Source organism: uncultured Shewanella sp. (assembly GCF_947501665.1).
GTDB lineage: Bacteria > Pseudomonadota > Gammaproteobacteria > Enterobacterales > Shewanellaceae > Shewanella.
The window spans coordinates 100,350-124,996 of sequence record NZ_CANMWS010000017.1; the positions used below are offsets into that span (position 1 = coordinate 100,350).

Below are 24,647 nucleotides of genomic sequence, written 5' to 3' on the forward strand. Positions count from 1 at the left end.
TCAGTTTACGCTTAACAGCATAATAAATGAGAAAGTAATATGATAGGTCGATTACGAGGCAGTTTGATTGAAAAGCAGGCACCAGAAGTCTTATTAGAGGTGGGAGGTGTCGGCTATGAACTGCAATTACCGTTAAGTTGCTTTTGTGAATTGCCAGAATTGAGTTCAGAGGTGATCCTGTATACGCATTTTGTGGTGCGTGAAGATGCCCAATTACTGTATGGTTTTATGACGAAGCAAGAAAGGGCTTTGTTTCGTTTGTTAATAAAAACCAATGGTGTTGGACCCAAATTAGCGTTAACCATTTTGTCTGGTATGAGTGCCAGTGAATTCGTAACCTGTGTTGAACGTGATGATGTGGTGACTTTAGTGAAATTACCCGGTGTGGGTAAAAAGACGGCAGAACGCTTATTGGTTGAAATGCGCGATAAACTAAAAGCATTATTAGAGGCTTCTGCGGGCTCAGAACGTGAGTTTGTACTGCAGACTAACTATGCACCAGCGCCGGTGGCTAATACAGCTGAGGAAGATGCTATTAGTGCTTTATTATCATTAGGCTATAAGCCTGCTCAAGCCACAAAAGCCGTGGCTGCCGCTTATGTTGACGGTATGGACTCAGGGGCATTAATTAAATCGGCACTGAAAGCCATGTTATAGTATTGAAAGGATAAGTGATGATAGAGGCAGATAGGCTTATTCAGCCACAAGCCATCATACAAGATGAAGTCGTCGATCGGGCTATGCGCCCTAAATTACTCGATGAATATACCGGTCAAGATGATACTCGCGCCCAGTTAAAAATTTTCATCGAAGCGGCGCAAAAGCGCGAAGAAGCGTTAGATCATATTCTGATTTATGGCCCGCCGGGACTTGGTAAAACCACGCTTGCAATGATTGTGGCCGGTGAAATGGGCGTCAACATTAAATCGACCTCGGGCCCAGTGCTTGAAAAAGCAGGTGATTTAGCGGCCATGCTGACGAATCTCGAGCCTCACGATGTCTTATTTATTGATGAAATTCATCGTTTAAGTCCTGTGGTTGAAGAAATTTTATATCCAGCGATGGAAGATTATCAACTTGATATTATGATTGGTGAAGGCCCTGCGGCGCGTTCGATAAAACTAGACTTACCACCGTTTACCTTGATTGGTGCAACCACACGTGCGGGGGCATTAACTTCACCGCTACGAGCGCGTTTTGGCATTCCACTGCGGCTTGAATTTTATAATGTCAAAGACTTGAGTGCGATTGTCACACGCTCGGCGAATGTGATGGGATTGGAGATTGATGCTCAGGGGGCGGGGGAAATTGCTCGCCGCTCTCGCGGCACGCCACGTATCGCCAATCGATTATTACGTCGAGTGCGAGATTTTGCTGAAGTGAAACACGATGGTACTGTGACGCAAGACATTGCACAAAAAGCGCTTGATGTATTGGATGTGGATAACGAAGGTTTTGACTATATGGACAGAAAATTGTTATTCGCTATTATTGATAAATTTATGGGCGGGCCTGTGGGGCTGGATAATCTTGCTGCAGCGATTGGTGAAGAGCGAGAAACTATTGAAGATGTCCTTGAGCCCTTTCTTATTCAACAAGGTTTTATTCAACGGACTCCTAGGGGAAGAATCGCCACCCAACGAGCTTACCAGCATTTTGATTTAGCTAAGCCTGAATAAAACTGGATATTGTGTGAAAGGATTAGGTCAGCATTCGCTGGCCTTTTTTATCAGTGCGTTTTTGGTTTCGAAGTTGCTTCTGTTGTCTCTGTAGTTTTATATTCTCAAAAATCCAGTTCAAGGTATATACATTCGTGTTGATGCAAACTTCTATGTAATAATCTGTAATATTTTTATTTAATTTTGATACCTATTCTTTATTTGTTATTAATAAATTCGGTAAGGAATTAATTATGAGTATATATGAAAAGATAGAAAAAAATACGGTTGAGAAAGAACAAGATACGAATAAATTAATTTTAAATGAATGGGTTTATGTTACTAATGTAGGATTTGGTCAAATGTTTGCAGCGACAACGGATAAAGATGGAGATGATCACATCGTTGAGGTTGGCAAAGGAGGGCAAACTGCCGATAAATATCAATGGAAAATATACAAAAATGATGGCTATTATTTTATACAAAACAAAAGCCAAGGATTTATGTTTTCTGCAACAGGAAAAAAGTATGGTGACGACCATGTTGTTGAATGTCGTCCTTCTCTAGTGACACTTGAATCTGCAATTAAGAATAATCAAACGAATAATAAGTGGAGTTGGAAAATTAAACAACAGGGGAATGATTTGCTAATAGTGAATAATAGACAAGGGCAGCTATTTGCTGCTCATAAAGATCTCAAAGGAGAAGATCACGTTGTAGAAACTCAACCGGGATCTGAATTTAACACTGATAGTAAATTTATCTGGACTTTGGTTAGGGCTTAACGTTAGTAGCATATTGATGCTGGAGGACGTTTAATATTCTGAGTCAGTGATATGAGCGAGTGACTCAACATGGGATTTAAACGTCCTTTCATATCAATTAAGATATCACCAGTGACAACTTTGACAATGCTGAGTATATATTGCCTGATCTGTTTCTACCGTATCAAGCTGATCGAATGATGTGTCATTTAATGTGGAGGGATTTGTTACTTTCTTTTTTATTGCGGTTTTCGCCCAAATTAAAGTGAGTTGGTTTCATCCTTTTTTATATTGGATCACCATTATTGCGTCTACCACGCTTGATATCACTTTAGCCGATTTTGTCGATCGTTCTCTGGGTATTGGTTATTTAGGTGGCTCATTAATATTAATCACGTTGTTAGTTCTGACCCTTTTGGCATGGCAGCGTACGCTGGGTTCGATTAACGTGAGCTCTATCAGAGCCTAAATCAGAAATGTTTTATTGGCTGACGATTATGTTTTTTCAGACATTAGGAACCGCACTTTGGGGGCCGTTGTGATTGTTTTTATTATATTTATTTTTCCTCAAAATGCGGTAAAAAAGGGTCATTGATCATGAAAAATCAACAGCTCTTAAATATAATTTATTTTATTATGCTCTGTAAAATAAACTGGGGAGGCGCTAAAGCGGCAGAGGCTGGAGGATGAGCTTCTTGGTGTAATACAGTTAACTGATAGGGGGTGAGTAATGTTAAAATGTGCTCGACTAATTGCATTGATAAGTGAGCAGCTGGACAAATATGCTCACCCCAGCCAAAAGGAATGAAAGTGTTATTTTGACTTTTAGTTTCTTTTTTATGCTGAAGGTGGTTTTTTGACTCACGTTGCCAGCGAAAGGGGTTGAATGTTGTTGCTTGTTTCCAGTTATTAGGATTACGATGAACAGCATAAGGACAGACAATGACAGTGTCTTGAGGGGTGACATTGACACCTGCGATAGTGTGGTTGACTGCTGGCTTTCGGCTTAAATTCCATGCAACAGGCCATAGGCGTAATGTCTCTAGTACGATCCAGCTTGGTTTTGCTTTTTCAAAGGTCTTAGCATGATTATTGCTTGCAAGCATGTAGATTGACCAACCGAGAAGAAAGCCGACAGAGCCTGCTATGGAAAAAATAAATGAAAAAAAGATTTCAATAATGGCGGGTGTTTTTAGGTTGTCTGGTGTTGCCTTAATAATAATGTCTAATAAATCGCTTGGCTCGACTGTTACATTGAGTGTCGAACGTCGTTTTTTTATTTCTTTTGAAAGGGCAACTTTAATACTGAATCTAAAAAGTTTACGGCTGATTTCGTTATAATTGTCTTTTGCGTCAGATAATACGGCGCGTTTAACCACTTGCTTCATCGATTTTCTGAGATGTTTAGGGCTGTTTTTATTTAATAGAGCAAACTCTAAGTGATGGTATAATAGCCAATTACCAGTGTCTGGCCATTGACTTTCTAACGTGAAGGCTTGAGTCACTTTTTCTTTAAGTGTAGATTTATTTCTTTTCAGGTAATGGGTTAAAAATTGTTTAGCGTGTAGGCTAATTTCTTGCTGTTTTTCACGAGGCCCAAAGACTCCATGGGACGAGGTAAAAAAATCAGAATGTTCAGTAAATAAGCCTTCTTTGTTTGCAAGTACTTGTTTTGCCGTATTTCCCTCTGCAAGTATAAGCTCACCATTAATTTTTTTTATTGGGTGCTCTCCATTTGAAAAAAACAAATCTAATATTTCAAATGGGTTACGATACCAAGTCTCTAAAATATTTTTCTCGTCCATGATATTATTTTATCTTTTGTTTATTTGACCATTGAAATGTAATGGTAATGGCATAGCAGCTAAAACCATTTCGATATTATCGGGTTTATCTATCTGAATATGATATTGTGTGCACATTAAATAGGTAAAAATAATTAACTGGTAAGTGCCGAGTGTTTGTCCAACACAGGATTTTGGTGACCAACCAAAAGGAATGTAACTGCCTCGTTTAAGAGGACCATTTTTAGCCCCTGGTAGCCAGCGATCGGGGTCGAAACGATCCGGCTCTGGCCAATACTCTGTATTATGATGGATAAAATAAGCACTAAAGACATATTGTTGCCCTTCTTTGAGGGTCTGTTTTTCATTACCAATGTTAATATCGATATCAGTCCTAACTTCTCTATTTGTGATAACTGGCGGGCTCCATTTTCTTAAGACTTCTTTGACAAACCGATAGGTGATCGGAGCCGCTTTAGTTGGAGATTTTAACAGGGTACTCAACTCAATGTGTGTTAATTCTTCCTGTAGTTTATGTTTCCAGTTTTCTTTTACGCATAACTCGTAAAGTAAACAAGAAGCAGCAGCGCCAGGTGGGCCAGAAATAGCCGTTAAGATCATTGTTCCGGCATCAATAGCTCTATCAATACCTAAGTGAGGGAGCATATCAACGATGGGATCGAGAAGATCGTTTTGTCTTGGCTTTATTTGTTTATTTCTATCTCGTAATTCTTGGCGAACGCTGTTTGCTGCGCGTATTTGAATAAACGCGCTTAAGAGTGACTGCCAGAAAGTTTCAGGCTGGGGGTTTTCAATAGTAAAGTGTTTAATTTTATTTTGTTGATCCTGAAGAAGGCTTTTTATTTGTTTATTGGATAAATTGGTAATAATGATAGGGAGTAATGATTGTGCAATAACTTCCTGAGATAAACTCACTAGATTTATTTCTTTACTTAATTGCTTATCTATTAATTGACTCATATGTTCTGTCAGCTTGGTGAGTTCATTAGCTTGTAATGGATGTTGCATTGCTTTTTGCCAAGCATCTCTGATGGTCGCCCAAGAAAAAGGGCAGCCGATTTGACCTTTAATTTGATCACTGAGTTTTTCAGGTATCGTTAAATCGTTATAGTTATCAGAATTAATCTGCTTTGCCACAGTAGGATCAAATATACCGAGAGTTGTATTTTGGGGATCAATGAAAAAAATATTGCCTTCTGTTTCGCAACGATGCAGTAGCTTTCGAATAAAGGGCGGTTTTTTGGCTGTTGGACTCATATGTGATTTTAATGATTATTTAATAAAGTATTATAAAAATGCGGGATATAAAATGTACCCGCATTAGAAAGATTAATATTAATCTGTAACCTTATAAGAGTAACTTATACATTGTGATACATAATCCAATGATAAGGGCCTTTTTGTTGCTTACGTAGGCCAATAGATCTTAAAAATGCAGCTTTTACTTTTTTCATAGAATATCCTTTTCAGTTGTGGTTATTTAAAAGATACATCTAGATTACTTAGTTTAAAAATACTTATTATAAACTAAGTAGGTTTGACTATAACGCCATATTTACTTTTTAGTCAATGGTTGAATAATATTTTTTATATTGACTATTGTTGTCATTAGTTTTATACCGTATTCTGTTTTAATATTTAAAATAATATTTTTAGAGCAAGTTTTATAGGACTATTTTTGCATCATGACAGGGATGAACAAGAACGGATACCTTCCATTGAGTCAACATAAACCATTTCACCGTTTATGTTTATCTTCTGTTATTTCTGGTTGGGGGGATCAATTAACCATCATTGGGTTACCTTGGTTAGTGCTATTTTTAACTGATGAGAGTTGGGTTTTAGGTTTAGTACTGAGTTTGTTTAGTTTACCTATGTCCTTATTTATTCTATTTGGAGGTATTGTTGTTGATCGTTTTTCAGAAAAAAAAGTATTACTTTCAGCTAAGTACATTAATTTCTTTCTTCTTTTAATATTGTCAATGTTATTATTTTTTGACATGTTAACTTTAACGATCTTATCTTTATTGATCTTTATAGTAGGGGTTTCAGCTGCATTTACGATCCCTGCAGCATCATCTTTTTTACCGAGTATTGTGGCTAAAGTGCAGTTACAAACCGCGAATAGTATCGGAATAAGTTTACGGACGGTGATTAGTTGGCTCGGACCATTAACGGCGGCTTTTATTATTGGGACAGACAAAGTGACAGCAAGTACTTTAAGCCTCGTTTTTATATTAGATGCATTTAGTTTCTTATTTTCAGCCATTATTCTTCACGGTATTGTTATTAAATCTAAAGTTAAAAAAACAGTTTTAAATGTGAGGGAATCATTTGTACAAAGCTTTAGTTTTTTTTGGCAACATAAAACATTACGGTTAATCGTTATTTATGTTGGTATTGTGAGCTTTTTTATTACTGGTCCTATTGGAGTCGGGTTGCCCATTTATATTAAGAATGAATTGAAAGAAAGTGCTGACTCATTAGGTTTTTTAATGTCTTCCCAAGCATTAGGCATATTTTTGGGGGTTGTATTAGCGGGGAAGTTTTCAAAAGTTGGAGGGTTATCAATGGGGATTACATTATTAATTGCAGATTGTATCGTTGGTATTGCCATTACTTTTTTATCTTTAAATTCCCAACTGTATATTAGTTTTGTTTTATTATTTCTTATTGGATTAGTGACAGGTTACTCTCAAGTTATACTCATTACTTGGGTACAGCAACAAGCAAGCCCTCATATGCTTGGTCGTTTGATGAGTATTGTTATGTTTATTGTAATGGGACTCGCTCCTTTAAGTTCAGTGATTAGTGGGTATTTATTAATATATATATCTACGATTACGTTATTTTCATTAGCTGGTGTGAGTTTAATTATAACGACATTATTAGTTTTCATATCAACGCAAATAGCAACAATCGATAAAGATGAGGTTGAATTTACAGATATGTATTAGTCAGTTATTAATTGTCTGTATATGGCTGTTACTCTGGAGAAACGCACTACTTATGGTCGTTTTTCCTCGTTAAAGGAAAATGGTTTGATATGACGCATTATCTCGAATTCAGGTTTATGAGTTTGTGAGTAGAAGGATAAGTTATATTGAAAGTGATTTAATAAAAAGCAATTCTTAGTCAATAAATTAAGGATGACCAATGAAAACCATGAATTGTAAACAGTTAGGCGGGGCCTGTGAGAAGACCTTCAGCGCCAATACCTTTGAAGAGCTTGTGGCCCAGAGTAAGCAACACGGTATGGAGATGTTTCAACAGCAGGATACTGCCCATCTCAAGGCTATGGAGGACGTTAAAAGGCTTATGCAAAATCCAGCGGATATGCAAGCTTGGTTTGATAAGATAAAACTACAATTTGAGGAGTTACCGGAAGATGACTAACTCATTAGTTTTTGATAGGAAATGAGATGAAATGATGTATTCATGATGGATTGCGACTGTGATTTAAGATAAAGTGCTTTTTATCAATTGGTTGTTTATAGCCAATATCAGTCGTTTTCATAAGGCGTTTTTCATGGACCTTGATACTGATGTTATTCGCTTCGCGACATGTCACGATGTTGATAGAATTTGGGCGATTCGAACGCAAGCCATTTTTAATAGCTGCGCTGCTTTTTACACTCAAGATAAAATAACCGCTTGGGCTCATTCGCCTATGCCAAGGGATTTTTCTCATATTTTGGTCACACTCAAGGCTATTGTATATGAAGAAAACGGTAGGGTATTAGGATTTGGTTTTATCGATAGCGATAAACAATCTCTTGAGTCTGTGTTTGTCGATCCGACTGTTCATGGCAAAGGTATAGGGAAAACCTTAGCATTTGCGTTACAAAAACAGGCAATGAAGGCAGGAATTAAAGTATTATCATTGTCTGCGTCGCTCAATGCAGTTACATTTTATGAAAGCCAGGGCTTTATCGCGCAAGAGCCCAGCTTTTGGTTACATCCTTCAGGGGTTAAGTTGGAATGTGTGCCCATGGAAAAGGCATTATTGCATTGTTAATTTAGCTTGTAATAGAAAAATGAGATTAAAGTGAGGTTAAAGGAGGTTAAACCGTCCCTAAAATAGACTGAGTCGCTTAGTGTTGGTATGTTAGCGATACCTGATTAATATAAAATTAACTTTATAAAAGCTAAGTTTGATTGCTGATAGAGGCTGAATAAGTGTATGATTATGGAGTTAATTTATTTGGTCGTACAAGTTAATACATTGGCGTTAATAGATTGTTTTTATAGGTATTAAGGGGCTATTTACAAGGAAGATGCTTGATGTACTTCGAATAGAGAAGAGGCCATCAAGTGAAACATATAGGAAAATAAGAAGTAGCCTAATATTCGCTTTGAGTATGTTTTAATTTAATTTAGGTTTGGGTAAAAAGGGGATAGGTATTCTTAGATGAAATGTTTTCTGATCCTTATTTGTTTGTTTTTTTTAATGAGTTTACAGGCCATAGCCAAAGAAGCAATGTGTGGAAATATTGACAATATTAATGCCGTTCGAGCCGATCACCCCATACTAAAGGTTTTGGCAGACTATCCAGAACTTTCTTTTAAATCACCTCGTTCTGAACATGCCTTTAGGCCCCCCCGTACGCCAGGTTGTGCTGTGGTAACTTTTACACTTTCAATAAAGCCCGGCTCGAAAGGGAAGTTATTAATTCCTCAGAATGTTAAAATCTATAATGCTTCTGAAACTCGGTTTGGATTGGCTGCTGTTAAGGCCGTGGCACAATGGGAATATTTATCTAAAGAAGTACCTGAACCGTCAAAATATTTTACTGTGTTTACGTTTTAATCTAGAAAGCCTTGCTTTAAGAGCAAAATAAAAAGAGTTTTCTATACTTTGTTATCAAGGTTTTCGTTTAATTTTGAATTTGTTACTGATGAATATGCGGTTTTCTTATATCACTTTGCTTTCTGTGGTGTTGATAAGTGCTTGTTGTTCAACAACAAGAGTAGAAAATATGGCTGAATGATTTCTTGCACTATCGCTTGAGTTGTTGCCAGAACTCTTACCTGAGCTAAACTGATGACTGGTAAGGTCCTATAAAGCCTATGTTTTCTTTAATAAAAAGAATTTTCTATGTTTTTTTATCAAGGTTTTCGTTTAATTTTGAATTTGTTACCGATGAATATGCGGTTTTCTTATATCTTTTTGCTTTTTGTGGTGTTAGTCAGTGGGTGCTCCTCAACAACAGGAGGGGCTATTGGTGGGTTATTTCCCGCACCTAAATGGACAGATGGAGAGATCCGTAATGATCGTTATTATGCTCCTGAAGGCGATTTCTCTATTGCATTGCCCCATTTAGAAGATACCTACGAATATCGCTACATGCACATTAAAGAGCAATTTAGTCAAGAGAGTGATTATGTCAGTTTTGGTCCCGCAGCAACGGATAAATCGATTTACCGTGTATTGATTATCAATAAAGTTTCACCGCAGAGTCGGGCATATACTGAAGATGAAGCGGTTCAGCTGCTTTTAAATATTTATCTTGATCAATTACGTTCATATCAAGGCAATCCTGAATTAATCTCACAAAAACCTGTGGAGGTTAATGGCCTTAGGGGGACTGAATATTTGTTTGTACAAGGAAAAGCTGGGAGTGAGCTTAATAATCAGTTCATTATTATTAATGAAAAGACTAGGATCCTTCTGTTTGGCGAACAATGGTTTAAGGTGGATGATAATAAATTAAGGTTAGGCCTTAAAACGTTTTCTCAATCGTTTCAACCTGCTCAGAGATAAAGGTTGCTTTTGAGTATTTGTTGAGTGATGTTAAAGGAATTCGAATGATGAATATAATATTTGTACCTGGATATCTTAATTCGCTAGCGGGGCATTGGCAACGGTTTTGGTTTGAGGAGTTTGTCGACAGCTATTGGGTGGAACAAGAAGATTGGGCCTATCCTGATAGGAATAAGTGGGTAGCGAGCCTCAATCGTTTGGTAGACAGCCTATCTGGAACAACTATCTTAATTACTCATAGTTTAGGTGGAAATACGGTTGTAGAGTGGAGTCATTGTTATCCAGAGAAAGCGGCAATGATAAAAGGGGTTTTTTTTGTCGCCGTTCCCGATGTACAAAGAGATGACTTTCCATCGACGATCAGCGGTTATCAAACCCCGCCAATTAGCCGATTGCCTTTTGTTAGTATGATGTGTGCCAGTAGTAATGATCCCTATTGTCGCCCTGAGCGTGCTCAATTTTTTGCTCATCATTGGGGCGCTGAGTTAATTCCGGTGGGTGCATTAGGTCATATTAATGCTGATGCTAATATTGGTGATTGGCCTGAAGGAAAAGCGCTTTTTGAAGTGTTTATTAATACAATTACCGACTAACTTTTAATGTTCATTTATTCTGGGTAATTGATCTTTGGTGTTTTTTATATTGTTACATCGTTACATCGTTACATCGTTACATCGTTACATCGTTACAAGGTTATTGTTTATTGATGTACGACGCCAAGGTCGTTCATTCACATCCCTGTGAGCACGACATTTGTTCATCCGTAAACATCAGATGGAGAAGGTAGAGGATGTCTGGAACCCAAGCTGCGCATTACTACGCAGGATCAGCTTTGGCATGTATAAAGGCTCAACAAAGGTTAATCGGTACTAGTGAGTCATTTTTATAAAAGGATTAAATATGAGTCAACATGAGAAAATGGATTATATTGAATTTTCAGCGAAAAACTTACTAGCGACGAAAACCTTTTTTACTCAGGTTTTTGGTTGGACATTTGAAGATTTTGGTCCCGATTATACCGCTTTTGATAATGCGGGTTTAAGAGGAGGTTTTTTTCATTCAGATTTATCGGCATCAACGTCAAATGGCAGTGCTTTAATGGTCTTTTTTAGTCATGATTTGGAAGCTACCCAAGATAAAATTATTCAATCAGGCGGAAAAGTGATAAAACCCATCTTTTCATTTCCTGGGGGGAGGCGTTTTCATTTTACTGAGCCAAGCGGCAATGAATTCGCGGTATGGGCTCAAGCCACATAAATAAATTGGGCTCAAGGGATCAGGAATTTAGCGCGTTAACGAATTAAAGTGAGTCATTTATGGTTGCATCCATTGTAACGGAATGAAGAGGTTGTTGACTAAATAACTGTTTTTATATACAGTTGTTTTTCGTCTGTTATGAAATGGATTTAGAATAAGGAAATTAACATGTCAACTAATAGGCTAACGGCCTCCTGTCATTGTGGTAATGTCCAAGTGGCAGTTGACACACTACCTGATACAATCACCAGTTGTAATTGCTCTATTTGCCGCAGAACGGCGGCATTATGGGGATATTATCCACAAGCTCAAGTCTCAGTTACAGTGACAACGGAACCCTTACAAACCTATCGTTGGGGGGATGAGTATATTGACTTTCATCGATGTGGAAAATGCGGTTGTATGACGCACTATACTTGCCGCCCTAAGGCTGAAATGGACAGAGTGGGTGTGAATTATCGATTATTTGACAATGAAGTCGTCCAACAGCTAGCGGTAAGAAGGATTGATGGTGCTAGCTTCTAAGCTTGATTGCCTTAATTAATCTGAATTTAGGTTAACTTGCCGCTTTACATTGCGTTAGCCTATATCGTTAGTGGTAGAATAAGCGGCATTTTTAGTGCTTTTTTATTGGTCGTCTTTTATGTCTTTTTCATCAATAGGGTTAATGCCTGAACTGGTTAATCGTTTATCCGCTCTGGGTTATGTGAGCCCGACGCCTATTCAACAGCAGGCCATTCCTGCCATATTGGCTGGTCAAGATGTGATGGCCAGAGCCCAAACGGGCACAGGAAAAACCGCTGCTTTTACCTTACCCATTGTTCAGTTATTGGTTTTAAAAGCTCATCAAGATAATAATGCTTGCCCAGTCAAAGCTCATGCTATTAGTGCACTTATTTTAGCCCCTACTAGAGAGCTGGCCATTCAAGTTCATGAGAATGTTGAAACATTATTGCAAGGTGTATCGATACCTATCTTGGCCCAAAGTGATAGCTTAGCGCAAATAAACCCATTAGCTTTAAAGAGTGCCTGTGTTTATGGTGGGGTGAGTATTGATAATCAAGCTAAACGGTTGAGGGCGGGGGTCGATATTCTTGTGGCGACCCCTGGGCGCTTACTGGATCATGTCAATAGAGGTAATGCGCATTTTAACGATCTGGCTTTTCTAGTATTGGATGAAGCAGATCGTATGTTGGATCTCGGTTTTAAAGACGAAATTAATCATATTTTTAAATTGTTAAATAAAAGTCAAGAGCAATATGATAGTCACAATCGACAATGCAGACAAACCTTATTGTTTTCAGCAACCTTTACTTCTACGGTATTTGCATTAAGCCAAAAGTGGCTTAATAAGCCAGTACTTATTGAATTGGATGAAACAAACACGTCAGCTATTCACGTGGAGCAAATTGTTTATCAAGTGGATAATGACAAGAAAATGGCAGTGATCAATCATTTGATTAAGCCTAGTTCATCGAGTCAAAGTCCCAGTTTTACTTCTGGTGGAAATCGTCATAAAGAGAATGAGCCTGAACAGCAAGTATTAGTTTTTTGTCGAAAGAAGCAAGACGTTGATAAGCTGGTACAGTATTTACAGCAGCAAGGTTCGCCAGCACACGCATTGCACGGTGATTTATCACAGAGTGTGCGAGAGCAAGTATTAAATCAATTCAAGCAAAGAGATATCCTTTTATTGGTGGCTACTGACGTGGCAGCGCGTGGGTTAGATGTGAATGGCTTAGAGCGGGTGATTAATTATGAATTACCTTTTAAAGCTGAAGATTATGTGCATCGTATCGGGCGGACGGGGCGTGCAGGTAACAGCGGTAAAGCCATTACTTTATATAGTGAAGATGATGCACTCTTACTTGAACAAATAGAAACGTTATTGGACAAAAGATTGCCGCAACAGTGGTTAACGGGATTTGAGCCTGATCTCACTAAAAGTGCACCTGTATCCTATAAAAATACCAAAGCGGCGCAGAAAAAGCGCGCGAGAAGAAGAGCATTAAGTGGTAAAAAACGTTAAGTAAGACTTAATACCGATGAATTAATTAGCGATTTTTTAAAGTAATTTTATTTTTAATATTCAGGATATAATGAGTAGAGCTGATAAAAAAAAATGCAAAATTGCTATTTGATATCAACTTTTTTGCTGACAATATTGTGTGTCTATTCACTGTTTTTATGCTGGTAACATTAACGTGAATAAACAAAGCGGTAATAAAGGAATATGAAAACTATGGACTCAAAAAAGATTCAAGAAATGACAGGTTTTGAACTATTAGAAGCGATGCGTCTAGGGGAGATCCCACCAGCCTCGATTGCTGTCACTATTCCAATGATTATTACGCAAGTATTAGAGGGAGAAGTGACCTTTATCGCTACGGCAGATGATCACCATTTAAATCCCTTAGGTGGCGTGCATGGTGGCTTTGCCGCAACGGTCCTGGATTCAGCTACAGGCTGTGCTGTTCACAGTGCATTACAGGCGGGGATAGGTTATGGCACGATAGATTTAAACATTAAAATGATCAGACCTATACCCAAAAATGAACCACTTATTGCACAGGGGAAAGTGATTAATTTATCAAAATCCTTGGGGATTGCTGAAGGAACATTAACAAACCAATCGGGTAAATTACTGGTTACTGCAACGGCGACTTGCATGTTAATTAAGCCTAGGCATGGAGAGTAAAGCGAGGTGTTAACTCGTGGTGTTGTTGATATGGGAGTGCTGTCTTGTCAGCAAGTTGAATAAGGAAATAAGATGGTTCAAGTTTTAGAACAGGTGGTTTCAGTGGATGATTTTATGCGTTTAAGACATGTCTCAGGGTTAAGCCCGCGTGCCTATGACGCGGTTGAAAAAGGACTGCCTAATAGTTTATTTGGCGTGACGATCGTGATTAATGGTCTTACTGTGGGGATGGGGCGAGTGGTGGGCGATGGTGCCTTAAATTTCGATATTGTTGATATTGCTGTTGAGCCTGAACATCAAAGAAAGGGTTTAGGGCGGCTGATCATGCAATCAATTATGGATTATCTTGATCGCGAAGCCTTGCCCAGTGCTTATATTACACTGATGGCGGATGTGCCAGCGCTCTATAAAAAATTTGGTTTTCAATTAAGCCGTCCTGAGAGCGAAGGCATGTATCTCATTAAATTGTAGATTCGAATTTTTTGTTAATGACCCTTTAAATTATCTCCTATATTATCAATGTTATAAGATGTAAAAAGGAATACTGTTCATGTCTACTATCAGTTTATTGACGTTAATCAGCGCCATGTTATTGCTGGCGATTGTGCCTGGGCCTGGTGTCTTTGCGATTATTGCTCGCTCTTTCTCTTCAGGTTTTTTACGGGGAGTGTATATGACAATGGGTATGTTGTTAGCGGATTATTTTTTTATTGTGTTAGCACTATTTGGTTTATCGGCTTTATCAGAAATCATGGGCGCGGCGTTTATCGTTATAAAGTACCTAAGTGCAGTGTATTTGATGTGGCTGGGGTACAAATTACTTAAATCATCGGGGACAAAAATGGAGATTGAAGCCAGTGTTCAATCATCATTAGGCGCGAGCTTTATGGCAGGATTATTAGTGACTTTAGGTAACCCTAAAGCGATTTTATTTTATGTCGGATTTTTCCCTGCGTTTGTGAATGTCGAGACAGTATCGACTTATGATATGGGACTTATCATGTTAGCGGCAACTCTGGCGTTTGGCAGTGTTAACTTAGGCTATGCGTTTATGGCGGTTAAAGCCAAAGGCATATTTAAATCCGCCAATGCATCTAATGTGATCAATAAAGCTGCGGGCAGTATTATGGTGTCAACAGGCGTGCTGGTGGCCGTAAAAGGGTAAAATACTGGCGTGAATAACCAGATGAAAATTGATTATAGCCCGCATATGACCGTTTAACTGTTTATTGCGTGTATAAATAACCTGATGTGATGCTGTATTGAGGGAGGAGAGCATCACATCAGGTTAAATAATAAAAAAGGAGGACGTAATAATGGATGAAACCATGCATGTACAAGTAGTAGAAAAACAAAAACAGGCAGTCCCGTCAGAGAATCAGCAGATAAATAGGCTTACAACTCCAGTCGATAACACTGTCATAGAGGTTATTTATGAAGAAAATCATGAAGGTAGTCATGAGAAAAATCAGGCTATTTTGAATGAGCTTATTCGTGGCCTTAGGCAATTTAATGTCGAGCATATGGGTGATGAAAAAAGCAGGCCTCTAATGGTGGTGGCACGAGATAGTGATGACAAGTTGATTGGCGGTGTGTCGGGTGTAACAATTTATCAAAACTTTCTTATAACTGTGGTGTGGGTGGATGAAGCGTACAGAGGCTCAGGGCTTGGAACTGAGTTAATGATACAGGCTGAAAGTGAAGCAAAACAACGGGGGTGTTTGGCCGCCCAATTGGATACCTTATCGTTTCAAGCGCCGATCTTTTATCAAAAAATGGGCTTTGAGATCGTCGGTACCGTCCCAGGATTTGCAAAAAGCCCTGAGCGATTTTTTATGCTGAAGCATTATGATGAGGCAACTGCCTCTGCGCGGTAGCGTTAGGTTTAACGATAAACTCAGCGATAAGAGAAGGTTAACAATCAAGAGTACTTAGTATTAATATTTGAATGGAGTCGTTTGTCATGTCTACACAGCCTTCAGTTTCAGGCGCATTGCTAATAGAAACAGAAAAAGAAACAGAGCGAGCAAGATCAACTGTCACAAAGCCCGCGCTAACTCCAACCCCAGTGACGATTGCCGATGCCTTTTCAAAGGTACGTTTTTTTAACGGCAGAACTCTTGAAACCTCTGATGAAGCCATGCAAGGCGCATCGGCATTATTATCTGAATATCGTGATGGTGGGGTTTATGTGACGCATTATTCAGGTTTTAGTGAATGAGAGAGACATCCACTTGGGGATGAATTTGTCCATGTGCTAGAAGGGGAAACCTGCTTAATTTTATTGCTTGATGGTAAAGAGCAGCGCCATTCACTGTTAAGCGGGCAAATGATGGTGGTGCCGCAAGGTATTTGGCATCGATTTGAGTCCCCCAAAGGCCTAAAAGTCATGACCATTACCCCACAGCCGACAGAGCACAGTGTTTTGTATCCAAATAATAAGGAGAAATAAGATGGTACAAGATGAGAAAAAACTGAAAAGAGTGATTAAAGGTGCGTGTAATTGTACGGGAGTCATGTTTGAGGTGACGACATCAACGTCGGATATCTATATTTGCCATTGTTCTATTTGTCGACAAGCTACTGGGACGAATGGTATTGCGGTGATTGTGGTCAATAAACAGGATTTTAGTTGGTTAAAAGGTGAAAGTTCGATTAACACCTGGCGTAAACCCGATCATGATTGGGAAACATCATTCTGTCCAACCTGTGGCTCAAACCTACCTGGAATGAATGATGATGAGCGCATGTATATTCCCGCGGGGTTATTGACTGAGGGAGCCGAGTTATTAAGTGTTGCCCATCATATTTGGGTAGATTCAAAAGCACCTTGGGATCATATTGCCGATGTGGGTAAGCAGCACCTAAAAGCCTTTATGGGTTAATGTTTTTGTTGAAGCATTATTTTATTGGCTTTTAGACAACGAAGAAGACGATTTTTTATGAAAATGCTTTACCATTTAATTCAAAAAGAAGAGCTGGCGCTATTGAAAAAGAGTCCGGTTTACCAGCCTAGCTCATTAGCCGTTGATGGCTTTATTCATTTAGCCTATGAAGCACAATTAACTTTTATTATTCAGCAATTTTTTGTCCCTACTTTGGTCGAGGAAGGTGAGCTGACGACAAGCGAAGTGCTGCAAGAGGTGACACTTTATTTAATTGAAATCGATCCCATTAAGCTCACAGCCAAGGTAGTGGATGAACCGCCTGTGGGCTTAAGCCTTAAACCAGATGCTAGCCTTGAGCCAATCGATAGCAACCGCCTTAAGCCAATAGAGAGCGCTGAGCCCATAGAGAGCCTTCAGCCTATAGAGAGCCTTCAGCTTATAGAAAGTCCTGAGCGTTATCCGCATTTATATGGAGGCCTTAATCGTGACGCGATTGTAAAGATAAGTCAGCTTAAGATTAATGCTCAAGGTGACTATTTTCGGTTAACTTAATGGTTGCTTAATTAATGTTGTTAAAGTGTCAGTGTGTAAAAGACCGCAATAAAGGGATGTAACATGATGATAAAATGGATAGAGGTATTGCCCAAGACGGGTAAAGAACAGGCATTTTCGACTGCTCAAGAAACTTGGCATGAAACCGCGCAATGCTCAGGTTTTGAAGGGCAATTAGGCGGTTGGTGCAAGATTAAAAATGAGCAGAGTGAAGTAGATCATATCACGTCCCAAGCCATGTTGTTGGCGTTTTGGCGTGATATGTCTGCCATTGATGATTTTATGGCGACTAAACATGACGACATTGCGGATAATAATAATCAAGCACGAACTTACGAGTCTTGTACTGTGCATTATTTACAAAGCGAGTTGCGATTTGGAGCACTGCTTACGTCATCCATCAAGGAAATGGATGTCAATGATATAGGTTTTATTCGCATCGCCGATTGCAGCCTTAAAGTCGATGATACTGGACTTGCCGAGCAAACCTTTTTTCACGATCAAACACACGTCTGGGATCCAGCAATGCAGGCTTGTGATGGTATGATCGGTGGTGCCGTTGCGCGATTTATTAAACAGGACAATCGCTTTTTGGTGATCTCTTTTTGGCAAAATAAAGCGAGTCATCAAACGTATATGACTGACGCATTCCAAACAGCGAAAAGCCAAGTTAATTTATCGTCTTACATCGACAAACTGACTGGCTATCAAATTGTCATTGAGCCTAATTGGTCTATCCTAAATGGATATAGATTTAGCGATATTTGAAAGACTTGTTTCAGAGCGATCAAAAGGAGTGATTCAACGTGCACGCTTTGATATTTTCTTATACTTCAAGATGCCAAATTCAGCTTTTTGTACAGGAATAATTCAGTTTAATGCGTTTCTATTTTATCTTTTTATTGACGACACCTAAAAGCTAACTAAGCTTTAACTCAATATAATAAATAATCGCTTGACGGTTACTAGAGGCTGTTGGTCTTGGCTTCAGAAATTATCACCAAAGATCAACAACCTATAAAAGGGAGTATGTATTTTCTACCTTAATATAGCATTGTATTACAAGGAGTTGTATTATGTCTGTCACAACGAAAGCACTTGGTAATGTGGACTTATTAGTGGGAGGTTGGTCACCTTTTAGACCACTTGATCATGAAGATGAATTAATATTTAAGGAGGCAATGGAAGGTTTTGTTGGGGTGAATTATCGGCCGCTAATGGTATCAACGCAAGTGGTGAATGGGACTAATTACCGTTTTGAATGTGAGGCAAAAGTCGTGTCGCCTCAAGCACAGATAGAACATGCATTGATTGAAATATACCAACCTCTTGAAGGACGCCCTCAGCTTTACAGCATCACGTTAGAAAATGAACATGCTAATCACAGTCAAGCATTATACGGTGGTTGGTCGATTTGGAAACCACTGACGCCTGAAAACTTGGAGGTATTTGAACAAGCCACCCATGGCTTATTAGGTGTTCAATATACGCCACTTGAAGTCTCAACCCAAGTGGTTGCAGGAGTGAACTATCGCTTTATTAGTGAAGCGAAAGTCGTGGTACCAAAAGCTGAGCCTTATAAAGTCATGATTGAAATTTTTCAGCCTTTACAAGGTGAGCCAATTATTACCAATATTCATACTATCGCATAGTTCTTTACATCGCTATTTGCATTGTTCTTTTCGTGATAATCGATTTAGATATATGAACTGGAAAGTATAGTAAAAAATTTGATTTAACATAATAAAGTGCTTACTGTTTTATGACAGTAAGCCCTTTTTTATTTTGTCATCATTTGAGCGATAACAAAAATGGCTCAATGTAATTGATGTTCACATTTAAAGGCTTCGAGTATCGTTAAAAAGTCGGCACATTCAGTTGAATCATTTTTGACGACTGTTAAGGCATGAATGGCATGATTGAGTTTTTCTGTTGCTTCAAAGACTTGCCCTAATTTTAAAAGGTACTGTGCTGCGTGGAAGTTAAGCACGGGATTATTCAATGCCTCAGTCATATTATGGTAATACTGAGTGGTTGCCACAATATCCCCTTGTGCTTCTAATGCGCTAGCATGTTGAAGGTAAGCACGAATATCTTCAGGTTTGAGTAGTGCTAATAGGCTACAAACACTAATGGCATCATCGAAGGAGTGATTTAGTACTAGCTGCTCTGCGATGGATAAAATCAACTCATATTCTTCATTGGTCAATTTTGCATCTGGCACTTGTCCTTGCTCTATTACCTGTGGTGAACTGTTATAAGCCTTGAATATGGGTAAAAAGATTTGTTGGAGCTGTTCTTGACTGAGAAAGGTTTGACAAAGTTCAATACTTCGACTGAGATTGGTTTGCATTTGTTGCATGCTGTGTGACACATTGTGTGTCAGTTGAGTCTTGATTTGAGCCGTACTTTTTTGGGGGTGTTCTGCTTGCTCTGCTTCAGTCATTTTTTCAATACTGAGTTCAATAAGTTGATTCAAGGTATCGGTTAAAGATGTGCTATTGCTTACTGTCATAAAGGAAGTTGATACTGTTTGTTGTTAAAAAGGTAAAGCCTTTATGCGAGATAGTTCATTCACACCGTGGGTCATTGATGGTGGGCAAATGAGGCATAAAGGCTGGATTTATTTCTCAGCACTTTCAATCAATCTAAGCCTAGAAAGCTAGGGATATTAGGATTTAAGCATGGATGAGAGTGTCAGGATTTTTGCTAAAAGAGCTGCAAAAGTCGTTGAAATTAGTTTTCATGTTGTGAATACCATCTTCAAGTTCTTGTAAACATTTCCATAGACAGATAGCTGAGCCTACTCCTGCCATAATAAGGGGCAGGTAAGCCACATAAGGACTAGCGGTTAAAGCCCAATCGGTGATCAGTGGAATGCCCGTTGCAATGTAACCCGCCACGACGTCCCCCACATGGGGCGTGATCAGCGTGATCAGTAAAGGTTGTACTTGACCTATCATCATGCCAATTGCGGCGACATTAGGAATGTAAGACGCATAAGTGGGTAATTTACCCACTATATTGGTGATAAATGGATATTGCTCTTTTGTTTCACTGCTAAACAACCCACTAATGGAGGTGTCAAAGCCTGTAATGAGTCTTTGTGCCGCTGGCATCATGGATAAAGCGGCTGCAGCGGGTGAGTTTAATACTCCTAATTTATAGGGGACAGTGGCCATGAGACCCGTTACAGCAATGCTGCCGGTGAGTTTAGCTAAAGAGCCTATTTCTCCCACCATATTACCCAGCAGCTTGGTTCCCGGCCAACGGGCTTGATTAAGAGGACTGTTTGAATGAGTCAGTGCTTTTGTATCGATAGGATGTTGAGATCCATGATGTTCCGTGGAGTGTGTTGTACTGGTTGCAGTAGTTGAACCGACTTCTCTTGTCATATTTTTCTCTTTATTGCTTGAGCTTATTTTTAATGCATAATACGCTGTATTATGCATAGACAAACTCTGCTGTCATTAATGCAGTGATATTATTTAACTTACTTATTTTATTCTTGTTTTTAAGCTTAAAATATTGGACTTTTGTGGCTTATACTTAATGATGAGGAAAAAAATGTGTTTTAAATTTCAGTTTTGAAAAAGGGCGTATTGTATTGCCTTAATCGAATGTGAGTCGTTTTTTGTCATCGAGTATTGAATCATACTTGCTTTAGTGATTATTCTTTTTAGGTGCCATTAAAAATAAGCCTATCAATATAAAAATCACGCCTAGAAATTTTATTGCGCTAAAGGTTTCGTTTAACCAGGGTAATTGAATGGCGGCAAAATAAACGATGATATAACTTAAGCTCAGTAGCGGATAAGCAACCGACAAAGGGAGCTGCTTTAAGGCAATAATCCAGCATATCATCGACAGTGCGTAGCAAAAGAGCCCTGAGATGATAAACAGTATTGGGATCTGCATTGTTTGAAGTAACATCGCAATTGGGGTTGTGATGCTGGTTAAATCGATTGAAAATAACGGTGCTTGCTGCCAAAGGGTACGTAATTCTGGGGGAAGTGAAGGGAGCTGCATAACGCCCCATTTCATCATCAGTTGTGCAGCCGAGATCAGAAATACACAGGCTAATGCCATGACAAGTGCTCCACTTACCTTATTGACTTGAGAGGGCACATTCCCACTTTTATTGTTTTTTTGTTCTCTGCTTAGGGCTCTGTTAGGGTCAATGTTTTGAGCAGTGCCTTGTGGGCTCTTCATTCAATCCCTCCGCTGAGCAGTATAATGCCGACGACAATAAAACCGCTGCCTAAGAGTTGTTTTTTTGTAATGGGCTCATTAAAGGTAAAGTGGGACAAGATCAATACGGCGATAAAGTTAATACTCAGTAATGGATAAGCGTGAGAAACATCCCACATATGTAATACAAACAACCAACTGCATGCCGCCAGTCCTAGAAAAAAGAAGCTTAAGATAATCGGGCTGGATAATAGCTTTTGTCGCCAAGTGAATTGAGGTTTAGAGAGGAATAATAAGGCCGCCTTTTTTTGCCAATATTGGCTGAAGGTACTGGCACAAATCGAGAAAATAAACATGCCCCATGTGGTCATAATGCATTCAACTTATGATAAATAAATAATTGATATCGTCTTTTTTTTATTATGTTATCAGCTTTGGGTAACCCTTCAGGTCGTGTCCGTGAGCGGCTAAAAAAGACGACAGTTTGATTGTGGGATGCGATAAAGTCAGCTAAGGCTGCGGGAGAAATATATCGATGTTTGCTATCTTCATAGTTCAGCCCGTATTTAAGTTCCCCCTTGGAGTGGGTTAAGTACACATCTTGACGTTTAAAATACCAATTAAACGCAGACATGGTGTCGGGATTATCTGCGATTAGTAACGTCTCTTTATTGATTAATGGCTTGATTTGGGCCATGAATTGAGCGGGCATTTTTGAATGGGTGCTGATATCAGGAATGATAGCCCAAGCAAGTAGAAAAATGCCTAATGGCATGGCCATGTAACTGCTTATTTTGCTATGAAGTCTTTGTGCTTTAAGGGCTATGATGGCTAATGTTGCCCAATAAAAACAGGCTAAGGCCAGTAGCCAAGGGCGATGTTGTTCATCGGCATTGAGTGGCAAGGCGCCACTATAGAAGAGTACTAATATGACGATAGGGATGAAGGTGAAGGTGAGCGCATTGAGTTGTGATCCTAACATCACGCCTTTTGCGTTGTTCTCAATGGCGCGGGTGAGACCTAAACTGAGTAAGATGGCCAAAGGAGGCATGCAAGGAAGAATATAAGTGACAATTTTTCCATTGGCCGCGGAAAAAAATACTAGTGGTAATAAAGCCCATAAAAACGCATAGCGGATCAGCGGTTGCTGCCATTGAGGAGCAAGGTGCTTAAAAGCACTAGGCAGTAAGAATAGCCATGGCAAACTGGCAAGCAATAAATAGGGCAGATAATACCAAAAAGGCGCATGATGTTGAGCTTTTTCAGCAGCAAACCGTTGAATATGCTCTATCCAAAAAAAATAGTGCCAAAAGTCAGGCTCTGCACGATGAATGGCTAATGCCCAAGGTAAGGTGAATAAGGTTGCGACAAGCATCACCCAGCCTCCCCAGCGTAAAATTTGAGTCAATTTTCCTTGCCAAATCATAAAGGGGATCACCACAATGACAGGTAATGCAAGGGCAAGGAAGCCTTTAGTGAGCAAGGCGAGAGCGCAAAAAAAACCGGCAAGGGAATAATGTAATAGCCGTTGATGAAATGTTTGGCCCATGGCAGCAAAATAGAAGCTGCAAAAGGCCGCGGTTAACCACAAGTTGAGCATGCTGTCGACGAGACTGTAAGTGCCTAAGTTAGTGACGAGAAAAAGGCTTAAAAAAATCGCGATGGTGACTAATGCGTGTTTTTGATCATAAAAATGACGCATTAGTACAAATAAACATAAGGCACTGCCTAATGTACTGAAAGCTGAAGCGGCGCGTACGGAAAAGTTATTTTCGCCAAAGAGGGTTTGTGAAATCGCATTCATCCAATGGCCCATAATGGGTTTTTCAAAATAGCGAATATCGTTAAACCGAGGGACTATCCAATCACCGCTTTGTACCATTTCTCTTGCGATTTCGGCATGCCTTAATTCATCGGGTGACCAAAGATCCCTTAACCCCAGTGGTAATAAATACAATAAAACAAAAAACAATGGGATCGTAATGGCTAAATTGATCTTGGGTAAAACAAGATTTGCCTGATTGAATACGATTGGATTTTGCATCATAAAATGATTTCTCATTGAAGGGTGATAACAAGATTAAAGTGATCCACTACCGAACAGTGACAGTGCATCACAGGTGTCATAACGTGTGCGATTTTTCATTGGTTATTGACTCATGGCCAAATGTTCAAGGCTGGAACCTTGTATGCTTAGCCAGCCTTCACGTCCCGGAATCGACTGGTTTTCTATGCTGTCAATGGGCCACTCGTCTTCGGCTTTATCCAATAAGAGAATTAAAGGCACGAATTGAAGCCGATGTTTTTGTGCTTGATAAAGCAAATCTTCAAATAGGTGGATAAGGGCGATGCCTTCTACTTCGGCGTGTATGGTGTAAACATTTAATTGGTCGGGTTTAATTAACTTAATAATCTCACTATTATAATTATGTTTTGTCACGCCCTTTTGCCCGATGAGTTCATCATAGGTGGGCAGTGTCACAGGAATTTGAGGTGTCATGCCTTGTTGAGGACTAAAAATAGAGTGTCCGCGGCAGTCACTGTTATAGCGAAAATTAAAGCGATGTTTTTGCTCTAGACTGGACGTTGTGCTGCGCCAACCGGGCACGGCGCTGCAATACACTGGGTTATCGATTAATCTTGATAAGAGCTGATAGCCTTTATTGATTTCACTGTAGAGTTCATCAGGCTCCATTGATTCTGTATGGCACTGCCATTTATGGTGATCCCAAGCATGGAGTCCTATTTCATGCTGTGCTTGATGGGTTTGCTGAATAACCCCCGCCAGTTTTTTGCCAATAATGGGGCCGGGCCATAAGGTTCCTCTCAGTAAAATATCCCAACCATAAAGACTGGCGGCTTTAGAGCGTAACATTTTTTTTAGAAATTGCGGCTTAAGAAGGCGCCAAATATGGCGCCCCATATTATCAGGCCCCACAGTAAAAAAGAATGAAGCAGAAATACCGTATTGAGACAGCAATGATAGCAAGGCTGGCACACCAATACGGGTGCCTCGGTAGGTATCCACATCAATCCTTAAACCGACTTTAATGGGGGCTTGTTCAATCAT

The 24,647-nt window shown here is 39.3% G+C and carries 29 protein-coding genes and 2 pseudogenes; 23 read left to right on the forward strand and 8 right to left on the reverse strand.

Going from position 1 to position 24,647, the window contains the following annotated elements; genetic code table 11:
- The first annotated feature begins 39 nt into the window (after window positions 1–39).
- The 4 genes and pseudogenes from ruvA to Q0976_RS14395 form a co-directional block, all read left to right on the forward strand.
- Complete coding sequence (gene ruvA / locus Q0976_RS14380; RefSeq protein ID WP_299494544.1) at window positions 40–657, forward strand: Holliday junction branch migration protein RuvA; 618 nt, start codon at window positions 40–42, stop codon at window positions 655–657.
- Window positions 658–674: 17 nt separating this feature from the next.
- Window positions 675–1,679 carry a Holliday junction branch migration DNA helicase RuvB gene (ruvB, locus tag Q0976_RS14385; RefSeq protein WP_299494546.1) on the forward strand — a complete coding sequence of 335 codons (1,005 nt, stop codon included), beginning with the start codon at window positions 675–677 and terminating at the stop codon, window positions 1,677–1,679.
- Between the two features lie 233 nt (window positions 1,680–1,912).
- Entirely contained in the window at window positions 1,913–2,443 is a 531-nt protein-coding gene (locus Q0976_RS14390; protein WP_299494548.1) for a hypothetical protein, read from the forward strand.
- Window positions 2,444–2,666: 223 nt separating this feature from the next.
- Window positions 2,667–2,949, forward strand: a pseudogene (locus Q0976_RS14395) (hypothetical protein); the annotation flags it as partial.
- A gap of 99 nt (window positions 2,950–3,048) precedes the next feature.
- On the opposite strand, the gene Q0976_RS14400 reads toward Q0976_RS14395, so the two are convergent.
- Together Q0976_RS14400 and Q0976_RS14405 are read right to left on the reverse strand one after the other, a co-directional pair.
- Window positions 3,049–4,227, reverse strand: a complete 1,179-nt coding sequence (locus tag Q0976_RS14400) for a cytochrome P450 (protein ID WP_299494550.1) — start codon at window positions 4,225–4,227, stop codon at window positions 3,049–3,051.
- 9 nt (window positions 4,228–4,236) lie between these two features.
- Complete coding sequence (locus Q0976_RS14405) at window positions 4,237–5,484, reverse strand: cytochrome P450 (RefSeq protein ID WP_299494551.1); 1,248 nt, start codon at window positions 5,482–5,484, stop codon at window positions 4,237–4,239.
- A gap of 428 nt (window positions 5,485–5,912) precedes the next feature.
- Here Q0976_RS14405 and Q0976_RS14410 point away from each other — a divergent pair, with 428 nt between their 5' ends.
- From Q0976_RS14410 to Q0976_RS14500, 19 genes and pseudogenes are all read left to right on the forward strand, one after another.
- Window positions 5,913–7,184, forward strand: coding sequence for an MFS transporter (locus Q0976_RS14410; protein ID WP_299494552.1), 1,272 nt, complete (start codon window positions 5,913–5,915; stop codon window positions 7,182–7,184).
- 199 nt (window positions 7,185–7,383) lie between these two features.
- Entirely contained in the window at window positions 7,384–7,623 is a 240-nt protein-coding gene (locus Q0976_RS14415; RefSeq protein WP_299494553.1) for a DUF1059 domain-containing protein, read from the forward strand.
- Between the two features lie 133 nt (window positions 7,624–7,756).
- Window positions 7,757–8,245 (forward strand): GNAT family N-acetyltransferase, encoded by a 489-nt coding sequence (locus tag Q0976_RS14420; RefSeq protein WP_299494554.1) that lies wholly within the window; start codon window positions 7,757–7,759, stop codon window positions 8,243–8,245.
- A gap of 393 nt (window positions 8,246–8,638) precedes the next feature.
- Window positions 8,639–9,037 (forward strand): hypothetical protein, encoded by a 399-nt coding sequence (locus Q0976_RS14425; protein WP_299494555.1) that lies wholly within the window; start codon window positions 8,639–8,641, stop codon window positions 9,035–9,037.
- 288 nt (window positions 9,038–9,325) lie between these two features.
- Window positions 9,326–9,991 (forward strand): hypothetical protein, encoded by a 666-nt coding sequence (locus Q0976_RS14430; RefSeq protein WP_299494556.1) that lies wholly within the window; start codon window positions 9,326–9,328, stop codon window positions 9,989–9,991.
- A 44-nt stretch (window positions 9,992–10,035) separates the two neighbouring features.
- Window positions 10,036–10,584, forward strand: coding sequence for an alpha/beta hydrolase (locus Q0976_RS14435; protein ID WP_299494557.1), 549 nt, complete (start codon window positions 10,036–10,038; stop codon window positions 10,582–10,584).
- Window positions 10,585–10,891: 307 nt separating this feature from the next.
- Entirely contained in the window at window positions 10,892–11,248 is a 357-nt protein-coding gene (locus Q0976_RS14440) for a VOC family protein (RefSeq protein ID WP_299494558.1), read from the forward strand.
- 168 nt (window positions 11,249–11,416) lie between these two features.
- On the forward strand, window positions 11,417–11,773 hold the full coding sequence (locus tag Q0976_RS14445) for an aldehyde-activating protein (protein WP_299494559.1): 357 nt from the start codon (window positions 11,417–11,419) through the stop codon (window positions 11,771–11,773).
- Window positions 11,774–11,891: 118 nt separating this feature from the next.
- Window positions 11,892–13,277, forward strand: a complete 1,386-nt coding sequence (locus Q0976_RS14450) for a DEAD/DEAH box helicase (RefSeq protein WP_299494560.1) — start codon at window positions 11,892–11,894, stop codon at window positions 13,275–13,277.
- Window positions 13,278–13,490: 213 nt separating this feature from the next.
- On the forward strand, window positions 13,491–13,946 hold the full coding sequence (locus Q0976_RS14455; RefSeq protein WP_299494561.1) for a PaaI family thioesterase: 456 nt from the start codon (window positions 13,491–13,493) through the stop codon (window positions 13,944–13,946).
- Between the two features lie 72 nt (window positions 13,947–14,018).
- A complete protein-coding gene (locus tag Q0976_RS14460; protein WP_299494562.1) occupies window positions 14,019–14,417 on the forward strand; it encodes a GNAT family N-acetyltransferase in 399 nt (132 codons plus the stop codon).
- Between the two features lie 79 nt (window positions 14,418–14,496).
- On the forward strand, window positions 14,497–15,111 hold the full coding sequence (locus Q0976_RS14465; RefSeq protein ID WP_299494563.1) for a LysE family translocator: 615 nt from the start codon (window positions 14,497–14,499) through the stop codon (window positions 15,109–15,111).
- Window positions 15,112–15,376: 265 nt separating this feature from the next.
- The gene (locus Q0976_RS14470; RefSeq protein ID WP_299494596.1) at window positions 15,377–15,823 is read left to right on the forward strand and encodes a GNAT family N-acetyltransferase; all 447 of its coding nucleotides are present in this window, start codon (window positions 15,377–15,379) and stop codon (window positions 15,821–15,823) included.
- A gap of 86 nt (window positions 15,824–15,909) precedes the next feature.
- On the forward strand, window positions 15,910–16,167 hold the full coding sequence (locus tag Q0976_RS14475; protein WP_299494564.1) for a hypothetical protein: 258 nt from the start codon (window positions 15,910–15,912) through the stop codon (window positions 16,165–16,167).
- Window positions 16,168–16,182: 15 nt separating this feature from the next.
- Window positions 16,183–16,398, forward strand: a pseudogene (locus Q0976_RS14480) (cupin domain-containing protein); the annotation flags it as partial.
- 1 nt (window position 16,399) lies between these two features.
- Window positions 16,400–16,831 carry a GFA family protein gene (locus Q0976_RS14485; RefSeq protein WP_299494565.1) on the forward strand — a complete coding sequence of 144 codons (432 nt, stop codon included), beginning with the start codon at window positions 16,400–16,402 and terminating at the stop codon, window positions 16,829–16,831.
- A gap of 57 nt (window positions 16,832–16,888) precedes the next feature.
- Window positions 16,889–17,386: a DUF952 domain-containing protein gene (locus tag Q0976_RS14490; RefSeq protein WP_299494566.1), complete on the forward strand. Its 498-nt coding sequence runs from the start codon at window positions 16,889–16,891 to the stop codon at window positions 17,384–17,386.
- A 63-nt stretch (window positions 17,387–17,449) separates the two neighbouring features.
- Window positions 17,450–18,154 (forward strand): DUF4937 domain-containing protein, encoded by a 705-nt coding sequence (locus Q0976_RS14495; RefSeq protein WP_299494567.1) that lies wholly within the window; start codon window positions 17,450–17,452, stop codon window positions 18,152–18,154.
- Window positions 18,155–18,462: 308 nt separating this feature from the next.
- On the forward strand, window positions 18,463–19,038 hold the full coding sequence (locus Q0976_RS14500) for a hypothetical protein (RefSeq protein WP_299494568.1): 576 nt from the start codon (window positions 18,463–18,465) through the stop codon (window positions 19,036–19,038).
- A 164-nt stretch (window positions 19,039–19,202) separates the two neighbouring features.
- Here Q0976_RS14500 and Q0976_RS14505 read toward each other — a convergent pair whose 3' ends face one another.
- From Q0976_RS14505 to arnD, 6 genes are all read right to left on the reverse strand, one after another.
- Window positions 19,203–19,901: a hypothetical protein gene (locus tag Q0976_RS14505; protein ID WP_299494569.1), complete on the reverse strand. Its 699-nt coding sequence runs from the start codon at window positions 19,899–19,901 to the stop codon at window positions 19,203–19,205.
- A gap of 163 nt (window positions 19,902–20,064) precedes the next feature.
- Window positions 20,065–20,838 (reverse strand): hypothetical protein, encoded by a 774-nt coding sequence (locus Q0976_RS14510; protein WP_299494570.1) that lies wholly within the window; start codon window positions 20,836–20,838, stop codon window positions 20,065–20,067.
- Window positions 20,839–21,049: 211 nt separating this feature from the next.
- Window positions 21,050–21,598 carry a 4-amino-4-deoxy-L-arabinose-phosphoundecaprenol flippase subunit ArnF gene (arnF, locus tag Q0976_RS14515; RefSeq protein WP_299494571.1) on the reverse strand — a complete coding sequence of 183 codons (549 nt, stop codon included), beginning with the start codon at window positions 21,596–21,598 and terminating at the stop codon, window positions 21,050–21,052.
- Window positions 21,595–21,948: an EamA family transporter gene (locus Q0976_RS14520; RefSeq protein ID WP_299494572.1), complete on the reverse strand. Its 354-nt coding sequence runs from the start codon at window positions 21,946–21,948 to the stop codon at window positions 21,595–21,597. Before Q0976_RS14520 ends, arnF begins: the two co-directional genes overlap by 4 nt.
- Entirely contained in the window at window positions 21,945–23,624 is a 1,680-nt protein-coding gene (arnT, locus tag Q0976_RS14525) for a lipid IV(A) 4-amino-4-deoxy-L-arabinosyltransferase (protein ID WP_299494573.1), read from the reverse strand. The genes Q0976_RS14520 and arnT overlap by 4 nt, the downstream gene beginning before the upstream one ends.
- 102 nt (window positions 23,625–23,726) lie before the next feature.
- Window positions 23,727–24,647: a 4-deoxy-4-formamido-L-arabinose-phosphoundecaprenol deformylase gene (gene arnD, locus Q0976_RS14530; RefSeq protein ID WP_299494574.1), complete on the reverse strand. Its 921-nt coding sequence runs from the start codon at window positions 24,645–24,647 to the stop codon at window positions 23,727–23,729.

Bases quoted from the DNA above. Each gene is read 5' to 3' on its own strand.
- ruvA (WP_299494544.1), top strand. From the start codon at position 40: ATGATAGGTCGATTACGAGGCAGTTTGATTGAAAAGCAGGCACCAGAA.
- ruvB (WP_299494546.1), top strand. From the start codon at position 675: ATGATAGAGGCAGATAGGCTTATTCAGCCACAAGCCATCATACAAGAT.
- Q0976_RS14390 (WP_299494548.1), top strand. From the start codon at position 1,913: ATGAGTATATATGAAAAGATAGAAAAAAATACGGTTGAGAAAGAACAA.
- Q0976_RS14400 (WP_299494550.1), bottom strand. From the start codon at position 4,227: ATGGACGAGAAAAATATTTTAGAGACTTGGTATCGTAACCCATTTGAA.
- Q0976_RS14405 (WP_299494551.1), bottom strand. From the start codon at position 5,484: ATGAGTCCAACAGCCAAAAAACCGCCCTTTATTCGAAAGCTACTGCAT.
- Q0976_RS14410 (WP_299494552.1), top strand. From the start codon at position 5,913: ATGACAGGGATGAACAAGAACGGATACCTTCCATTGAGTCAACATAAA.
- Q0976_RS14415 (WP_299494553.1), top strand. From the start codon at position 7,384: ATGAAAACCATGAATTGTAAACAGTTAGGCGGGGCCTGTGAGAAGACC.
- Q0976_RS14420 (WP_299494554.1), top strand. From the start codon at position 7,757: ATGGACCTTGATACTGATGTTATTCGCTTCGCGACATGTCACGATGTT.
- Q0976_RS14425 (WP_299494555.1), top strand. From the start codon at position 8,639: ATGAAATGTTTTCTGATCCTTATTTGTTTGTTTTTTTTAATGAGTTTA.
- Q0976_RS14430 (WP_299494556.1), top strand. From the start codon at position 9,326: ATGTTTTTTTATCAAGGTTTTCGTTTAATTTTGAATTTGTTACCGATG.
- Q0976_RS14435 (WP_299494557.1), top strand. From the start codon at position 10,036: ATGATGAATATAATATTTGTACCTGGATATCTTAATTCGCTAGCGGGG.
- Q0976_RS14440 (WP_299494558.1), top strand. From the start codon at position 10,892: ATGAGTCAACATGAGAAAATGGATTATATTGAATTTTCAGCGAAAAAC.
- Q0976_RS14445 (WP_299494559.1), top strand. From the start codon at position 11,417: ATGTCAACTAATAGGCTAACGGCCTCCTGTCATTGTGGTAATGTCCAA.
- Q0976_RS14450 (WP_299494560.1), top strand. From the start codon at position 11,892: ATGTCTTTTTCATCAATAGGGTTAATGCCTGAACTGGTTAATCGTTTA.
- Q0976_RS14455 (WP_299494561.1), top strand. From the start codon at position 13,491: ATGGACTCAAAAAAGATTCAAGAAATGACAGGTTTTGAACTATTAGAA.
- Q0976_RS14460 (WP_299494562.1), top strand. From the start codon at position 14,019: ATGGTTCAAGTTTTAGAACAGGTGGTTTCAGTGGATGATTTTATGCGT.
- Q0976_RS14465 (WP_299494563.1), top strand. From the start codon at position 14,497: ATGTCTACTATCAGTTTATTGACGTTAATCAGCGCCATGTTATTGCTG.
- Q0976_RS14475 (WP_299494564.1), top strand. From the start codon at position 15,910: ATGTCTACACAGCCTTCAGTTTCAGGCGCATTGCTAATAGAAACAGAA.
- Q0976_RS14485 (WP_299494565.1), top strand. From the start codon at position 16,400: ATGGTACAAGATGAGAAAAAACTGAAAAGAGTGATTAAAGGTGCGTGT.
- Q0976_RS14490 (WP_299494566.1), top strand. From the start codon at position 16,889: ATGAAAATGCTTTACCATTTAATTCAAAAAGAAGAGCTGGCGCTATTG.
- Q0976_RS14495 (WP_299494567.1), top strand. From the start codon at position 17,450: ATGATGATAAAATGGATAGAGGTATTGCCCAAGACGGGTAAAGAACAG.
- Q0976_RS14500 (WP_299494568.1), top strand. From the start codon at position 18,463: ATGTCTGTCACAACGAAAGCACTTGGTAATGTGGACTTATTAGTGGGA.
- Q0976_RS14505 (WP_299494569.1), bottom strand. From the start codon at position 19,901: ATGACAGTAAGCAATAGCACATCTTTAACCGATACCTTGAATCAACTT.
- Q0976_RS14510 (WP_299494570.1), bottom strand. From the start codon at position 20,838: ATGCATAATACAGCGTATTATGCATTAAAAATAAGCTCAAGCAATAAA.
- arnF (WP_299494571.1), bottom strand. From the start codon at position 21,598: ATGAAGAGCCCACAAGGCACTGCTCAAAACATTGACCCTAACAGAGCC.
- Q0976_RS14520 (WP_299494572.1), bottom strand. From the start codon at position 21,948: ATGACCACATGGGGCATGTTTATTTTCTCGATTTGTGCCAGTACCTTC.
- arnT (WP_299494573.1), bottom strand. From the start codon at position 23,624: ATGATGCAAAATCCAATCGTATTCAATCAGGCAAATCTTGTTTTACCC.
- arnD (WP_299494574.1), bottom strand. From the start codon at position 24,647: ATGATTGAACAAGCCCCCATTAAAGTCGGTTTAAGGATTGATGTGGAT.